This is a genomic window from Kitasatospora sp. NPDC052868 (assembly GCF_044547105.1).
Lineage (GTDB): Bacteria > Actinomycetota > Actinomycetes > Streptomycetales > Streptomycetaceae > Kitasatospora.
Window position 1 is genome coordinate 419,666 of the sequence record NZ_JBITZW010000001.1, and the last position, 15,579, is coordinate 435,244.

14 protein-coding genes and 2 riboswitches are annotated in these 15,579 nt (G+C 71.5%); of the genes, 8 read left to right on the forward strand and 6 right to left on the reverse strand.

Annotated features, from left to right (window positions below; all coding sequences use genetic code 11):
• Window positions 1-36 precede the first annotated feature (36 nt).
• The 4 genes from ACIGZJ_RS01875 to ACIGZJ_RS01890 all read right to left on the reverse strand — a co-directional run bounded on the left by ACIGZJ_RS01875 (window position 37) and on the right by ACIGZJ_RS01890 (window position 4,382).
• Window positions 37-1,701, reverse strand: coding sequence for a cytochrome bc complex cytochrome b subunit (locus tag ACIGZJ_RS01875; protein WP_396455448.1), 1,665 nt, complete (start codon window positions 1,699-1,701; stop codon window positions 37-39).
• Window positions 1,698-2,756 carry a Rieske 2Fe-2S domain-containing protein gene (locus ACIGZJ_RS01880; protein WP_396455449.1) on the reverse strand — a complete coding sequence of 353 codons (1,059 nt, stop codon included), beginning with the start codon at window positions 2,754-2,756 and terminating at the stop codon, window positions 1,698-1,700. The genes ACIGZJ_RS01875 and ACIGZJ_RS01880 overlap by 4 nt, the downstream gene beginning before the upstream one ends.
• Before the next feature lie 8 nt (window positions 2,757-2,764).
• A complete protein-coding gene (locus ACIGZJ_RS01885; protein ID WP_396455450.1) occupies window positions 2,765-3,574 on the reverse strand; it encodes a c-type cytochrome in 810 nt (269 codons plus the stop codon).
• A 187-nt stretch (window positions 3,575-3,761) separates the two neighbouring features.
• Window positions 3,762-4,382 carry a heme-copper oxidase subunit III gene (locus tag ACIGZJ_RS01890; protein WP_387940355.1) on the reverse strand — a complete coding sequence of 207 codons (621 nt, stop codon included), beginning with the start codon at window positions 4,380-4,382 and terminating at the stop codon, window positions 3,762-3,764.
• A gap of 393 nt (window positions 4,383-4,775) precedes the next feature.
• Here ACIGZJ_RS01890 and ACIGZJ_RS01895 point away from each other — a divergent pair, with 393 nt between their 5' ends.
• From ACIGZJ_RS01895 to ACIGZJ_RS01905, 3 genes are all read left to right on the forward strand, one after another.
• The gene (locus ACIGZJ_RS01895; RefSeq protein WP_396455451.1) at window positions 4,776-5,201 is read left to right on the forward strand and encodes a hypothetical protein; all 426 of its coding nucleotides are present in this window, start codon (window positions 4,776-4,778) and stop codon (window positions 5,199-5,201) included.
• Between the two features lie 119 nt (window positions 5,202-5,320).
• Window positions 5,321-6,397 (forward strand): anthranilate phosphoribosyltransferase, encoded by a 1,077-nt coding sequence (gene trpD, locus ACIGZJ_RS01900; RefSeq protein ID WP_392927627.1) that lies wholly within the window; start codon window positions 5,321-5,323, stop codon window positions 6,395-6,397.
• Window positions 6,398-6,503: 106 nt separating this feature from the next.
• Window positions 6,504-6,621, forward strand: a riboswitch (SAM riboswitch).
• A 51-nt stretch (window positions 6,622-6,672) separates the two neighbouring features.
• Window positions 6,673-8,037, forward strand: a complete 1,365-nt coding sequence (locus ACIGZJ_RS01905; protein WP_396455452.1) for an aminotransferase class V-fold PLP-dependent enzyme — start codon at window positions 6,673-6,675, stop codon at window positions 8,035-8,037.
• A 10-nt stretch (window positions 8,038-8,047) separates the two neighbouring features.
• On the opposite strand, the gene ACIGZJ_RS01910 is transcribed toward ACIGZJ_RS01905, so the two are convergent.
• Complete coding sequence (locus ACIGZJ_RS01910; RefSeq protein ID WP_392927630.1) at window positions 8,048-8,329, reverse strand: Lrp/AsnC ligand binding domain-containing protein; 282 nt, start codon at window positions 8,327-8,329, stop codon at window positions 8,048-8,050.
• 41 nt (window positions 8,330-8,370) lie between these two features.
• Window positions 8,371-9,153, reverse strand: coding sequence for a rhomboid family intramembrane serine protease (locus ACIGZJ_RS01915; RefSeq protein WP_396455453.1), 783 nt, complete (start codon window positions 9,151-9,153; stop codon window positions 8,371-8,373).
• A 236-nt stretch (window positions 9,154-9,389) separates the two neighbouring features.
• On the opposite strand from ACIGZJ_RS01915, the gene ACIGZJ_RS01920 reads away from it, so the two are divergent.
• The 5 genes from ACIGZJ_RS01920 to ACIGZJ_RS01940 all read left to right on the forward strand — a co-directional run bounded on the left by ACIGZJ_RS01920 (window position 9,390) and on the right by ACIGZJ_RS01940 (window position 15,500).
• Window positions 9,390-9,653, forward strand: a complete 264-nt coding sequence (locus tag ACIGZJ_RS01920) for a hypothetical protein (protein WP_392927634.1) — start codon at window positions 9,390-9,392, stop codon at window positions 9,651-9,653.
• A 131-nt stretch (window positions 9,654-9,784) separates the two neighbouring features.
• A complete protein-coding gene (locus ACIGZJ_RS01925) occupies window positions 9,785-11,257 on the forward strand; it encodes an NYN domain-containing protein (RefSeq protein WP_396455454.1) in 1,473 nt (490 codons plus the stop codon).
• Between the two features lie 211 nt (window positions 11,258-11,468).
• Entirely contained in the window at window positions 11,469-12,509 is a 1,041-nt protein-coding gene (locus ACIGZJ_RS01930; RefSeq protein ID WP_392927637.1) for an NlpC/P60 family protein, read from the forward strand.
• A 371-nt stretch (window positions 12,510-12,880) separates the two neighbouring features.
• A riboswitch (cyclic di-AMP (ydaO/yuaA leader) is annotated at window positions 12,881-13,037 on the forward strand.
• A gap of 10 nt (window positions 13,038-13,047) precedes the next feature.
• Window positions 13,048-14,208, forward strand: coding sequence for an NlpC/P60 family protein (locus ACIGZJ_RS01935; protein ID WP_396455455.1), 1,161 nt, complete (start codon window positions 13,048-13,050; stop codon window positions 14,206-14,208).
• A 227-nt stretch (window positions 14,209-14,435) separates the two neighbouring features.
• Window positions 14,436-15,500 (forward strand): NlpC/P60 family protein, encoded by a 1,065-nt coding sequence (locus tag ACIGZJ_RS01940; protein ID WP_396455456.1) that lies wholly within the window; start codon window positions 14,436-14,438, stop codon window positions 15,498-15,500.
• The last annotated feature ends 79 nt before the right edge of the window (window positions 15,501-15,579 follow it).

The window sequence follows — 15,579 nt, forward strand, 5'->3', positions numbered from 1 at the left end:
CGGCCCTCGGGGGTGACGCTGGGGGTGCGTACGGGATCAGTGGTGGCCGTGGCCGCTGGTGATCTCGTGGTGCTCCTCGGCGGTGGGCTTGGCGATCTGGCTGCCCTCGCCGAAGTAGCCGCGGGAGAGCTTCGCCCGGGTACGGGTGAGGATGCCGGCCTTGCGGGCCACGCCGTTCTCGTCCGTCTCGGCCGGGAGCTCGAACGGCTCCGGCTGCTCGTGCGAGGTGAGGGTGTGCAGGTCCTTCTGCGGCAGCTGCGCGTGCACCTCGATGAACTCGCCGTGCGGCAGGCGCTTGATGACGCCCGTCTCGCGGCCGTGCAGCACCTTCTCCTTGTCCCGGCGCTGAAGGCCGAGGCACCAGCGCTTGGTGATGATGAAGGTGAGCACCGGGATCACGAAGAACCCGATCCGGACGGCGTACGTGACGTCGTTGAGCGACAGGTGCAGGTGGGTGGCGAACAGGTCGTTGCCACCCGCGACCAGCAGCACCAGGTACAGGCTGATCCAGGCCGCGCCGAGCCCGGTGCGGACCGGGGCGTTGCGCGGGCGGTCCAGGATGTGGTGCTCGCGCTTGTCGCCGGTGATCCAGCCCTCGATGAAGGGGTAGGCGGCGATCGAGACCAGCACCAGCGGGAAGACCACCATCAGCGGGATGAACACACCCATGTTCAGGGTGTGGCCCCACAGGCTGATCTCCCAGCCCGGCATGATGCGGATCAGGCCCTCGGAGAAGCCCATGTACCAGTCCGGCTGGGCGTCCGTGGACACCTGGTCGGGGCGGTACGGGCCGTACGCCCAGATCGGGTTGATCGAGGCGACCGCCGAGATGGCGGCGATGACGCCGAACACCAGGAAGAAGAAGCCACCGGCCTTGGCCATGTAGACCGGCATCAGCGGCATGCCGACGACGTTCTTCTCGGTCTTGCCCGGGCCCGCCCACTGGGTGTGCTTGTGGTAGAAGACCAGGATCAGGTGGGCCGTCAGCAGGCCCAGCATGATGCCCGGGATCAGCAGCACGTGGATGGTGAAGAACCGCGGCACGATGTCGTGGCCGGGGAACTCGCCGCCGAACAGGAACATCTGGACGTAGGTGCCGATCAGCGGGGTCGCCAGGACGGCGCCCTCCATGAACCGGATACCGGTGCCGGACAGCAGGTCGTCGGGCAGCGAGTAGCCGAAGAAGCCGTCGAACATGCCCAGGACCAGCAGCAGGAAGCCGAAGACCCAGTTGATCTCACGCGGCTTGCGGAACGCGCCGGTGAAGAACACGCGCAGCATGTGCACGAGCATCGCGGCCACGAAGACCAGCGCGGCCCAGTGGTGGATCTGGCGGACCAGCAGGCCGCCGCGGATCTCGAAGCTGATGTCCACCGTCGACGCGTACGCCTCGGACATCGGGATGCCCTTGAGCGGGACGTACGAGCCGTCGTAGATGATCTCGCCCATGCTGGGCTTGAAGAAGAGCGTCAGGTAGACGCCCGTCAGGATGATGATGATGAAGGTGTAGAGGCAGATCTCGCCCAGCATGAAGGACCAGTGGTCCGGGAAGATCTTCCGCAGGTTGGCCTTGGCGAGGGAGTAGATCCCCAGCCGGCCGTCCGTCCAGTCAGCAGCCTGCTCCCACTTGTTGGCGGGCTTGGCACGCGTGCTGCCGGTCGGCTTCGCGGCACCGGAGGTGGTGCTGCTCGCGCTACTCATCGAGCACGCTCCCAGTAGCTCGGGCCGACGGGCTCGTCGAAGTCGCCGGTGGCGACCAGGAAGCCCTTCTCGTCAGTGGTGATCTTCAGCTGCGGCAGCGGGTGGCCGGCCGGGCCGAAGATGACACGCGCGCCGTCCGCCAGGTCGAAGGTCGACTGGTGGCAGGGGCAGAGCGCGTGGTGCGTCTGCTGCTCGTACAGGCTGATCGGGCAGCCGACGTGGGTGCAGATCTTGGAGTAGGCGAGGATGCCCTCGAAGCCCAGCTCCCGGGACTTGTCGTCCTTGATGTCGTCCGGCGAGATGCGGACCAGCATCAGGGCGTCCTTGGCGATCTGCTGCTGGAAGTCCTCGTCGTGGGTGTGCAGACCCTGCGGCATGGCGAAGGTCAGCGAGCCGACGGTGATGTCCTCGGCCTTCATCGGCAGGTTGGTGTTCATGTTGATGAGCGCCAACGGATCCGCCGGGGTGGCCTCGGCCCACCCGGTGTGCTCCAGCTTGTCCTCGGGCAGCGGGCCCAGGTCGCGCAGCAGCACGACACCGGAGAGCGGCACCAGGGCCATCGAGCCGATGAGGGTGTTGCGGATCATCTTGCGGCGGCCGAAGCCGGACTCGGCGGCGCCGGTCCTGAACTGCTCGATGACGTCCGCGCGGACCTCGTCGTCGGCCTCGATCGGGTGGCGCTCGGCCGGGATCTCGTGGTCCGACATCAGGGTGCGGGCCCAGTGGACCGCACCCGCGCCGATGCAGAACAGCGCGACACCGAGCGTCATGCCCAGCGCGAAGTTCATCGCGCTGATGTTGCCCAGCGGCCAGACATAGACGATCTTGTCCGGGTCGATGGCCACGTAGGAGGCGATGAAGCCCACCGTGGCGAGCATCGAGACCACGAACATCAGCGAGACCTGGCGCTCCGCGCGCTTGGCGGCCCGCTCGTCGATGTCGGTGCGACGCGGTTCGTGGGCCGGCAGGCCCGGGTCGGCGAACGGATCGCCCTGGGCGGCCACCTCGTGGTGCCCGGCGGAGCCGTGCGACTCCGGAAGGTTCTCTTCTGACATGTCCTGGCTCATGACTTCTTGGCCTTGGTGGTGTGGGCGGCGACCCAGATCGCGACCGCGATGAGCACGCCGAGACCGAAGATCCAGCCGAACAGGCCCTCGGTCACGGGACCGAGGCTGCCGAGCGTGAGACCACCGGGGTTCGGCTCATCGTTGGTGGTGTGGCGGACGAAGGCCACGATCTGCTTCTTCTGCTCCTCGGGCATGGTGGTGTCCGGGAACGACGGCATGTTCTGCGGGCCGGTCTGCATGGCCTCGTAGATGTGCTTGGCGTCCACGCCCTCCAGCGACGGGGCGTACTTGCCCTGGGTCAGGGCACCGCCCTGGCCGGCGAAGTTGTGGCACTGGGCGCAGTTGGTGCGGAACAGCTCGCCACCCTTGGAGATGTCCTCGGGGTTGGTCGAGGTGTACTGCTCCGAGGTCGGCGTCACCGGGCCGGGGCCGAGCGAGGCCACGAAGGCGGCCATCTGGTCGATCTCGGCCTGCGAGTAGATGTTCTTCTTGCTCGGCACCTGGGCGCCGGGCTGCTGGGCCGGCATGCGGCCCGTCGCGACCTGGAAGTCGACCGCGGCGGAACCGACGCCGACCAGGCTCGGACCGTCGCTGCTGCCCTGGCCGTTCAGGCCGTGGCAGGAGGAGCAGCCCACGGCGAAGAGCTTCTTGCCCTCATCGATCGCGAGCGACTGCGCGGCGACGTCGGCCTGCGCCTTGTCGGCGGGCGCGAACGCGGCGTACAGCCCCCCGGTTGCCGCCAGGGCGAGAAGTAGGACGACCAGCGCCGCCAATGGGTGGCGCCGTCGTGCGGAGAGCTTTTTCACGGAATAACCCCGGTGTCAGGATCTGGTCGACTGGTGGGTGCACCCGGCGGCCGGTCTGGCCGGCACGAGGCTGCCTGTTCTAGGGCTGCGCGCGCGGTCGGTCGGTGGGAGCGTCGCCACCGGCAAATCGGGCCGTCGCCGGTGAGGGCGGGACCCGGGGCCGGTGGCCAGCGACCTGATCAGCTGGTTACTTGATCAGGTAGATGGTCGCGAAGAGGCCGATCCACACGACGTCGACGAAGTGCCAGTAGTACGACACCACGATCGCGGCGGTGGCCTGCTCGTGCGTGAAGCGCTTGGCTGCGTACGTCCGTCCCAGGACCAGCAGGAAGGCGATCAGACCACCCGTCACGTGCAGACCGTGGAAGCCGGTGGTCAGGTAGAACACCGTGCCGTACGGGTCGGAGGACAGCGAGAGGCCGTCCTTCTTGACCAGCTCGGTGTACTCGAAGACCTGGCCGCCGATGAAGATCGCGCCCATCACGAAAGTGATGACGAACCACGAACGGAGCTTCTTCACGTCCCCGCGCTCGGCGGCGAACACGCCGAGCTGGCAGGTCAGTGAGGAGAGCACCAGGATCGTGGTGTTGACCGAGGAGAAGGGCACGTTGAGGGCGTGCGCCTTCTCGCTCCAGAACTCGGCTCCCTTGACGGAGCGGAGCGTGAAGTACATCGCGAAGAGGGCCGCGAAGAACATCAACTCGGAACTGAGCCAGACGATCGTTCCGACGCTGACCATGTTCGGCCGGTTGACCGATCCGTGCGCGTGCCCGGTTTCTACTGCTGTTGCTGTCGCCACGACGGACATTATGTCGGTCCCTTATTCCGTCTTCACGCCGGGGGGTGTCCCTCGGAGTGTCCGGTGCGTGCGGTATGCCCCCCTGGGGGTCGACGGGGCGTCCGGATAGTGGCTGAGCAGCGGCGTGTCCCTTTTCTGACGGTTCCTCGGAGGGCCCTACGACCCTGATGCCCTGCGTGTCGCTGCACCCCTCCAGGGCCCGCCGGGGCTATGGGGGAGGCCGGATATCGGCCGTACGGGTGGAGTGCGCGGCTCGGGGTGACGGGGCGTCCTCCGCTCGGGCGAGCCGTGGGCGCGGCGGCTTGAGAACGATCGCGCGGGACGGCCTCGGCGGCGGGGGAACGGGAGTAGCATCCGGATCAGGCGAACGTGGTCCGGATCACACTTGAGGGAGCAGGGTCCATGGCGTACACGACCGACGAGACGCTCACCGTCCTCGTCTACAGCGATGACCGCAACACCCGTGAGCAGGTGCTGACGGCGCTCGGCCGGCGGCCCGCGTCGGATCTGCCGGAGCTGTCCTACCTGGAGTGCGCGACCACCCCCGCGGTGCTGCGCGCGCTGGAGAAGGGCGGAGTGGACCTCTGCATCCTGGACGGCGAGGCCGTCCCGGCCGGCGGGCTCGGGCTCGGGCGGCAGCTGAAGGACGAGATCTACGGCTGCCCGCCGGTGCTGGTGCTGATCGGCCGGCCGCAGGACTCCTGGCTCGCGGCCTGGAGCCGGGCGGACGCCGCGATCTCCCACCCGGTGGACCCGATGGCGCTGGCCGAGGCCGCGGCGACCCTGCTCCGGGCCCGGTTGGAGAAGCGCGCCCCGGCCGCCCGCTGAGCGGCGTCTCATTACTAGAGAAGTAGGGCCAGGGCGGGCCGGGGGCACCCCGCCGCTCGATAGGCTGACTCCAGTCCCGGGGACACCCCCCGGGGAACCGAGCAGAGCTGGAGTCGGCCATGGTGAACGTGAACCCTGCGAACGGCGGCAACGACCCCGTGCAGGTGGTCCGCACCTGGCCGGACATCCTGACGGCGCTGCTGCGCGGTGAGGACCTGGACCGGGCCGACACGGCCTGGGCGATGGACCGGATCATGAGCGGCGAGGCCTCCCCGGTCCAGATGGCGGGCTTCATGGTGGCGCTGCGGGCCAAGGGCGAGACGGTCGACGAGATCGTCGGCCTGGTGGACTCGATGTACGCGCACGCCGAGCCGCTGTCCATCCCCGGTCCGGCGGTGGACATCGTCGGCACCGGCGGCGACCGGGCGAAGACCGTCAACATCTCCACCATGGCCGCGATCGTCGCGGCGGCGGCCGGCGCCAAGGTGGTCAAGCACGGCAACCGGGCGGCCTCCTCGGCGAGCGGTTCCTCGGACGTGCTGGAGAAGCTGGGCGTCAACCTGGACCTCTCCGCCCGGCGGGTCGCGGAGGTCGCCGAGGAGGTCGGGCTGACCTTCTGCTTCGCGGCGAAGTTCCACCCCGCGATGCGGCACACCGCCCCGGCCCGCAGCGGCCTCGGGGTGCCCACCGCGTTCAACACCCTCGGCCCGCTGACCAACCCGGCCAAGGTGACCGCGCATGCGATCGGCTGCTTCGACACCCGGCTGGCCGGGCTGATCGCCGGGGTGCTGGCCCGGCGCGGCGCCAGCGCACTGGTGTTCCGGGGTGACGACGGCCTCGACGAGTTGACCATCACCACCACCTCGCGGGTCTGGATCGTGCGCGACGGCGCCGTCACCGAGACCGTGTTCGACCCGCGCGACCTCGGCATCGAGCTGGTCGGCATCGAGGCGCTGCGCGGCGCGGACCCGGCGTACAACGCGGAGGTGGCGCGCCGGCTGCTGGCCGGGGAGCGCGGGCCCGTCCGGGACGCCGTCCTGCTGAACGCCGCGTCGGCGCTGGTGGCGCTGGACCTGACCGACGCGCCGCTCGTCGAGCAGCTGGCGGTCGGCCTGGAGCGGGCCGCCGCGGCCGTCGACTCGGGCGCCGCCCAGGACGTGCTGAAGCGCTGGTCGGAGGCCACCAGCCGGGTGTGACGCGATGGTTGGGGCCCGCACCGGGCAGTCGGCGCGGGCCCTTCGGCTTGTCCGAATGGCGGACCCCTGTTTGACCATCGGGTGGACGCGACCTAGAGTCGTGCCAGGTCATGAGTGACAGCGACAAGCCCCAGCTTGCTGTCCGGCAACCCTCCTTCCGTGGCGGGGTGCCCTGGGTGAGGACCGGGTCACGTGGCGAACCGTCCGCGTGGCAAGCGCGGACACCCGGCATACATGCACTCCCGGGGTCCTTGACCCCGAAGGAGTGCATCCTCATGTCCGTCGCCACCGAAATCTGCGCCCCGCTCGCCGTCCTCGGCCAGGATGTCGAGGTCCCGCTGGCCAGCGGTGAGAAGGTCACCTACGCGGCGCTGGACTACGCCGCCAGCTCGCCGGCGCTGCAGCGGGTCTGGGACGACGTCGCCGCCTACGCCCCCTACTACGGCAGCGTGCACCGCGGCGCCGGGTACCTCTCCCAGCTCTCCACCGACCTGTTCGAGCAGAGCCGCCGGACCGTCACCGAGTTCCTGGACCTGCGCGAGGGCGACCAGGTGGTCTTCACCCGGGCCACCACCGACTCGCTCAACCTGCTGGCGGGCGCCGTCCCGGCCGGCACCCGGGTGTTCGCCTTCGAGACCGAGCACCACGCCTCGCTGCTGCCCTGGCGGCACGCCGGTCTGGAGGTCGAGTACCTGCGGGCGCCCCGCTCGCACGCCGAGGCGGTCGCCGCGTTCGACGCCGCGCTGGCCGAGGCGCCCGAGGGCCCCAAGCTGCTCTGCGTCACCGGCGCCTCGAACGTCACCGGGGAGCTGTGGCCGGTCGCCGAGCTGACCCGGGTCGCGCACCGGCACGGCGCCCGGGTGGTGCTGGACGCCGCGCAGCTGGCCCCGCACCACCGGGTCTCGGTGCGCGAGCTGGGCGTGGACTGGATCGCCTTCTCCGGGCACAAGCTGTACGCGCCGTTCGGCGCCGGGGTGCTGGCCGGCCGGGCCGACTGGCTGGACGCGGCCGAGCCGTACCTGGCCGGCGGCGGCGCCACCCGCACGGTGGCCCGGGAGACCGACGGCTCGGTGGCCGTGCAGTGGCACACCGGCCCGGCCCGGCACGAGGCCGGCTCGCCGAACGTGATCGGCGTCTACTCCATCGCCTCCGCCTGCCGGGCGCTCACCGAGGCCGGCTTCGACGCGCTGGAGGCCCGCGAGCAGCAGCTGATCGACCGGCTCAAGGCGGGGCTGGCGGACGTCCCGCAGGTCAAGGTGCTGAACCTGTTCGGCGCGGACTCGGCCCGGGTGGGCGTGCTCTCCTTCGTCGTCCAGGGCTGGAACAGCTCGCACTTCTCGGCGGCGCTGTCCGCCGAGTACGGCATCGGGGTGCGCGACGGCCTGTTCTGCGCGCACCCGCTGGTGCGGACCCTGCTCGGGGACGAGGACGTGGCGCCGTCCGAGTGCGGGGCGCCCGAGCCGTCGCTGCCGGGTGAGCGCAGCCTGAACGCGATCCGGGTCAGCTTCGGGGCCGGCACCCCGGACGAGCACATCGACCGTTTCCTGACCGCCGTCCGCGAGCTGGTCACGGACGGCGCTGCCTGGACCTACCGCAACGAGGGCGGCCGCTGCGTCGCCGACAGCCGCCGGGACGCCTAGAAGGGGACGCCTAGCCGTCCAGGCCGAGGGCGAAGGCGGCCTCCAGGTCGTGCTGCGAGTAGGTGCGGAAGGCGATCTGGGTCTCGGTCTGGGCCACCCCCGGGACCTTGTTCAGCCGACCGGGGATCACCTCGGCCAGGTCGTCGTGCCGTCGTACCCGCACCATCGCCACCAGGTCGTAGCCGCCGGTCACCGAGTAGACCTCGCTGACACCCTCGATGGCCGCGATCGCCTCGGCGATCTCCGGGATGCGGTCGACGCTGGTCTTGATCAGGACGATGGCGGTGATCACTGTTCGGGCTCCTTTGTGGGGTCCCGCCAGCGTATCGGGCGTCAGCCGGGCCGTCGCGGGGGGCGGGTGGCCAGGGTGCAGGCGTAGAGGAAGCCGGCCGAGAAGCCGATGACGTGGACGAGGTAGGCGACGCCGGGGCCCGCCGAGTGGACCGACCACCACTGGAGGGCGAACCAGAGGCCGAGCACCAGCCAGGCCGGGAACCGCAGCGGCAGGAAGAGCAGCAGCGGGACGAGGGTGGTCACCCGGGCGCGGGGGTGCAGGCGCAGATACGCGCCGAGGACCGCGGCGATCGCCCCGGAGGCGCCGATCAGCACCCGGGTCGAGTCGGCGGAGTGCGCCTCGGCGAGCGCGTAGCCGTAGGTGGCCAGCGAGCCCGCCGCCAGATAGAAGAGGGCGAAGCGGGCCCGGCCCAGCCGCTCCTCCACGGTGGCCCCGAAGACCTGGAGGAAGAGCAGGTTGCCCAGCAGGTGCAGCCAGCCGGCGTGCAGGAAGAGCGCGCTGAGGACCGACAGGGCCGGGTGCTTGCCCGGGGTGGGGGCGGCCGGACAGCCCGGCACCGGATCGGGGGCCTCGGCCAGCTGCTCGGCGTCCAGCGGGCGTCCGGCCAGCAGTTCGGCCGGTACCGCGCCCCAGCGCTGCTCGTACCGCTGCTCGGCGCAGACCCGGCTCTGGCCGGTCCCGTAGAGCGGGTTGAGCCCGGCGGCCGGACCGCACAGGAAGACCAGGGTGTTGAGCGCGATCAGGGTGTAGGTGACGGCGGGACGACGGCCGGCCGGGCGCCCGCCCAGTGCTCCGGTGTGGTCGAGGACCGGGATCGCCATGCGGCCCAGCATCGCGCCGCCCGGCGCGGGCGGCACCGCGCGGTACGGCATGTGGCGTAGGGCCCGTCCGGCCGGTCCGGCGCAGGAGGCGAAGCGGGGGATTCGTCCTGACCGGTGGTCGGGACGGTTGCCCCAGGCAATAGGCTTGGGGCGGGCATTCCCGCCTCCCGCCGCCGACGCCGGGGCCTCGGGGGGAGCGCCTGAGCCCATCCAGGGACCACCCGAGAGGACCCCCGATGACCGTCCCCGCCCTGACCGCCGAGACGCGCTGGCGCTGCACCCTGTGCGGCAACCTGACCCGCTTCGACGTGACCCGCACCGCACGGGTGACCGAGTTCCTGCACTTCGACCTGGCCGGCGACTCCAAGGTCGAGGAGACCGAGGTGCACAGCGAGACCGTCGAGTCGGTGCGCTGTCGCTGGTGCAACGCGGTCGACCAGGTCGAGCTGGTGGCCCGCCCGGGTGCCGAGGGCCCGGAGGCCCCCGCCGAGCAGGCCTGACGCCCGACCCGTGTGGTGGGCGGTGCGCGGCGCGGCCGTCCACCGCACGGGACAATGCAGACAGAGCGCACGGAGTGTGACGCGGGCGGCAGCGGGCCGTACCCCGCTGGACGAGGATCGGAGCCGAGGACGTGGTGGACGCAGCGAAGGAGCCCGCCGGGCCGCAGGGGCGGCAGCCCGCTGTGGACGGGCAGGCGCCGGACGCGGTCGAGGCCGTCCCGCCCGGTGCGGATGCCTCGGCCGAGGCGGCCGCCGCGGACGACTCCGGTGCTGACGAGCCGGCGGCAGGACGCACCGAGCGGCTCGACCGGCCGCTGCCCGAGGGTGTCCGGCGCCGGGTGGTCGGCCTGGCCGCCGACGCGCTCGGCGGGCTGCCCGCCGCGGAGCTCCCGCAGTCCCTGCGCCAGTACGCGAAGTTCACCCCGGCCCGGCGGGCCAAGTACGCGGCCACCGCGCTGGCGGCCGCGCTGGAGTCCGAGCCGGCCTTCCGGGTGCGGATAGCGGAGCGGCTGCGGCTGGGCCAGCCGGACCTGGTCAAGGCGCTGGAGTCGGGCAGCGTCCCCGGCGCCGCCGACCCGATGGACGTGGCCGCCGCCGCCTACCTGGTGCGCTCGGCGGGCTGGAGCCGGCTGGTCGCCGAGGCCGGCGAGCAGGCCGAGCGGGCCGGCGCCGAGGGCGCGGCCGCCGAGGCGGGTCGGCTGGTGGAGAAGCTGCAGGCGGAGCTGGCCGAGGTCAGGGCCGCCGCGCGGGTCGACCTGGACCGGCAGCGGGCCGAGTCCGAGGACGTCCGCAAGGAGGCCGACTCACTGCGCAAGAAGGTGCGTTCGCTGGAGAGCGACACCCGCCGGGCGCAGGCCGAGACCCGCCGGGTGGCCGCCGAACTGGAGGCGCTGAAGGCGCAGACGGCGGCCGAGCGCGGCACCGGCGAGAGCGAGGTCCGGCGGCTGCGGCACCGGATCTCCGAGCTGGAGACCGCCGCCGAGCAGGGCCGCCGCTCGGCCCGTGAGGGCCGCAGCGTCGAGGACATGCGGTTGAGGCTGCTGCTGGACACCGTGCTGCAGTCGGCCCAGGGCCTGCAGCGGGAGCTGGCGCTGCCGGTCTCGCAGATCCGCCCGGCGGACCTGGTGGAGGCGGTGGTGCCGGGCTCGGCCTCGCCGCACGACGTGGCCCGGCGGGGGCTGGCGGAGGACGATCCGGCGCTGCTGGACCAGCTGCTGGCGATCCCGCAGGTCCACCTGGTGGTGGACGGCTACAACGTGACCAAGACCGGCTATCCGGCGCTGCCGCTGGAGCAGCAGCGGATCCGGCTGCTGGGCGGGCTGGCGATGCTGGCCCAGCGCACCCAGGCGGAGGTCACCTGTGTGTTCGACGGCCAGGACCTGGACGTTCCGGTGATCATGGCGCCGCCGCGCGGGGTGCGGGTGCGGTTCAGCCGGACCGGCGAGACGGCGGACGAGCTGATCCGCCGACTGGTCAGGGCCGAGCCGCAGGGCCGCCCGGTGGTGGTGGTCTCCACCGACCGGGAGGTCGCGGAGGGCGTGCGGAAGGCGGGCGCGCGCCCCGTCGCCTCCGTGCTGCTGCTGAACCGGCTGGCCCGCCCCTGAGCCCGGCAACGGCCGGGGAAAGCGGAGTGACGCCTGGTCAGCCGCTGGTTTGCGAGGGTGTGGCGGTCTTGTGAAGTCATGGCGGTGGACGGGGGTTCACGCCATCGGGGGAGTGGCGCAAAGCTGTGATCTTCACTAGGGTCTGGCGTCAAACCTATTTTCCGGATTCTCACTCATTCGGGTGAGGCCGATGGAAGAAGGAGCAGTCCCCTTGGCCTCCCACCGCCGTCCCAAGCAGGCGAGCCGCGCGCGGATCTCCGTGCTCACCGCCGCCGCAGCGACCGCGGTCGCCCTCTCCGCCCAGGTCAGTGCCCACGCTGCGCCCAACCCCTCCAAGAAGGAGGACGTGAAGGCGCAGATCGACCAGCTGAACGAGGAGCAGGAGCAGGCGGCGGAGAAGTACAACGGCGCCAAGGAGCGGACGGACCAGCTGCGCAAGCAGGCGGACCAGCTCCAGGACCAGGTGGCCCGGGGCCAGGACCAGATGACCCAGCTTCAGGCCGGCCTGGCCGAGGTGGCGGGCGCGCAGTACCGCACCGGGGGCATCGACCCCTCCGTGCAGCTGATGCTCTCCTCCGACCCGTCCGGCTACCTGGACAAGGCCTCCAGCGTGCAGCAGGCCAGCTCCAGCCAGGCCGAGGCGCTCAAGGGGCTGCAGGACCAGCAGCGCCGCCTGGACCAGCAGAAGACCGAGGCCGCGGCCGTTCTCGCCTCCCTGGACAACACCACCAAGGAGCTGAACCAGGCCAAGGCGGACGTCAACCAGAAGCTCAGGGACGCCCAGGCGCTGCTGAACTCGCTCAGCGCCGCCGACCGGGCCGCCCTCAAGGCCGCCCAGCAGCAGACCGACCGCGCCTCGCGCGACGCGGCCCGGGCCGACCTCGGCACCCTGCCGCAGGCCTCCGGGTTCGCCGGCGCGGCCGTCACCAACGCGATGAGCAAGCAGGGTTCGCCGTACGGCTGGGGCGACGTCGGCCCGAACACCTTCGACTGCTCCGGGCTGATGGTCTGGGCGTACGGGAAGGCCGGCGTCTCGCTGCCGCGCACCTCGCAGGCGCAGGCCAACTACGGCTCGCGGGTGCCCTCGCTGGCCGAGGCCCAGCCGGGCGACCTCATCATCTACCGCGACGACCGCAGCCACGTCGGGATGTACATCGGCAACGGCATGGTGGTGCACGCGCCGCACACCGGTGACGTGGTCAAGGTGATGAAGGCCGACGCGATGAAGATCAACGCGATCCGCCGGGTCTGACGGTCCTTCGGGCATTGCAGGGCCAATGCCCTGCAATGCCTTCAATTCGGACATTTGCTGACGGATCGCCACGCCCGCTGCCATGTCGGGCTCCTGTGATGTGGGACACGCCATCGACGGGGGTCAGTCGACCACATGGTGAGAATCGATCAGCTCCGCGTACGCCGGCGATCACGCCCGGTCATATTCACAAATGAACTTGGGACTTGTTCCGTCTTTTTTCTGACAAGGATTTGAACGGATCACGGTTCTGTCACTAGGGTCGGGATTCGAACCACCGCACAGTCGATCACCCACTCAGGGTGGCGGCGGGGGTTACCGCCGAGTTCGTGAAGCAGCGGGGCAGGTCTTCTGCCCGACGGGGAGCCCAGTAGTCGGGGGCGCTGTGGACCGGAGCCGGGGAACCACACGTTCCTCCGGGGTGAATCGGCGCCAGGTCGACCGGTGGAACGGTCGGTGAGGCGTCGTAGGGCACGCTTCCAGCCCGAACCCGTCAGCTCACCCGGTAGGCGGATGTAGGAAGAAGGAGTCCGCCTTCGTGGCGTCCCATCGTCGTCCCAAGCCCGCCGGCCGCGCCCGCGTCTCGATCCTGACCGCCGCCGCCGCCGCGGCCGTCGCGCTCTCCGCGCAGTCCGGTGCCCACGCCGACCCGACGCCGACCAAGGACCAGGTCAAGGAGCAGGTCGACCAGCTCAACGAGCAGGCCGAGGTCGCCACCGAGAAGTACAACGGTGCGCAGGCCAAGCAGCAGGAGCTGCAGAAGCAGGTCGGCGAGCTCCAGGACAGGGTGGCGCGTCAGCAGGCCTCGGTGACCGAGGCCCAGGGCGGCCTCGCCGAGCTCGCGGGCGAGCAGTACCGCAACGGCGGCATATCGCCGACGGTCCAGCTGATGCTCTCGTCCAGCCCGGACAACTTCCTGACCCAGGCCGGGGCGATGACCCAGGCCAGCAGCACCCAGTCCGGTGCGCTGAAGGACCTGCAGGAGCAGCAGCGCAGGCTCGACCAGGACCGCAACGAGGCCCAGGGCAAGCTCGGCGAGCTCGAGGCCACCACCCAGCAGCTGAAGGCGTCCAAGGAGGACGTCCAGGCGAAGCTGGCCAAGGCCCAGGACCTGCTCAACACGCTGACCGAGCAGGAGCGCGAGGCGCTGCGCCAGGCCGAGGCCAAGGCCGCCGCCGAGGCGAAGGCCAAGGCGGACGCCGCCAGGGCCGAGGCCAAGGCGAAGGCGGACGCCGAGCGGGCCTCCCGCGACAGCGCCCCCCGCAGCGACATCAGCGCGCCGTCCGAGGCGCCCTCCCCGGTGGCCAAGCCCGCCCCGGCCAAGCCCGCCGCGCCCGCGGCCAACAGCTCGCGCGCCGCCGCCGCGATCGCCGCCGCCGAGAGCAAGCTCGGCGCCCCGTACGTGTACGGCGCCACCGGTCCCAGCTCCTTCGACTGCTCGGGCCTCACCAGCTGGGCGTACGCCCAGGCCGGCGTGTCGCTGCCGCGCACCTCGCAGGCGCAGGCCAGTGCCGGTACCCGGATCGGCTCGAACATCGCCGACGCCCAGCCGGGCGACCTGGTGATCTTCTACGGCGACAACCACCACGTGGGCATCTACGTGGGTGGCGGCCAGGTCATCCACGCCCCCAAGCCGGGTGCCTCGGTCCGCTACGAGGCGGCCTCCAACATGCCGGTCTCCGTCATCGTGCGCCTCTGATCCCCGATCGGCTCCGACAGGCCCGGTCTCCCCTCGCGGGAGGCCGGGCCTGCGGCTTTTCCGGCTGGTCGAGCTGATGTCCGATTAGGGGTCAAATATTCGGGTTGGGAGGGGTTTGGACTCGATCGCCGGGACTCGCTAACGTCTGCCACCGGACTCCCGCTTCCCGAGCCGCCCGTTCCGGGGGTGGCGGCGGGGCCGGACCGCAGGATTGGAACCGCCACCGCATGGCCGTGCACCGCCGTCCCCAACTGTCAGGTGTACACGTCCTCGCCCGTGCGCTGGTGCTCACCGCGGCGGCCACCACCGCGCTGGGCGTGACGGCGGGCGGCAGTGCCCAGGCCGTCCCGGGACCGCCGGACGGGCCGTCGAGCCGCAAGGACGTCAAGGCCCAGGTCGAGCAGCTGTACGAGGAGGCCGAGCAGGCCTCCGAGAAGGTCAACGCCGCCCAGGACGTCCAGCAGCGGCTGCAGGGCGAGACCGGCGCGCTCCAGCAGCAGATCGCCGTCGCCCAGGACGAGCTCAACCAGCTGCGCGGCGACCTCGCCACGGTCGCCGGCGCCGAGTACCGGGGCGGCGGCATGGCGCAGACCGTCCAGCTGATGCTCTCCACGAACCCCGAGGGCTACCTCGCCAAGGCCCGCACCCTGGACCTCGCCGCCGAGCGGCAGAACGAGACGCTGCACGAGGTGGTGGCCCGTCAGCGCCGGCTGGACCAGCGGCGCACCGAGACCTCCGCCAAGCTGGCCGAGCTGGAGCAGACCCGGCACGCCCTCGCCGAGAGCAAGCAGCAGATCCAGCAGCGGCTGGCCAAGGCGCAGCGGCTGCTCAACAGCCTGGGGGCCACGGAGCGGGCCCGGATGGCGGCGCAGGACGCCCGGGAGGCCGAGCAGCGCGCCACCCGGGGCACGGACCGGCTCGACCTCGGGACGGCGCCGCCCGCCTCCGAGCGGGGCGCCGCCGCGCTGGCGGCCGCGGTCCGGATGATCGGTTCGCCCTATGTGTACGGATCCACCGGCCCCCGCGCGTTCGACTGCTCCGGTCTGATGTACTGGAGCTGGCGGCAGGCCGGAGTGACCCTGCCGCGCACCTCGCAGGCCCAGGCGTCGGCCGGCCAGCGGGTCAGCATCTCCGACGCGCGACCGGGAGACCTGGTGATCTTCTACCGGGACATGCACCACGTCGGCATGTACGCCGGCGGCGGGGTGATCGTGCACGCCCCCTACCCGGGTGCCAAGGTCCGCTACGAGAGCGTCAACGCGATGCCCGTCGCGGGGGTGGTCCGGCTCTGAGCCGTACCGATCCGACCCGGGCCGACGGCGCGGAGGGTGCCGACGGCGCCGCGGAGGGCTCCGCGGGCGGCGCCGATGC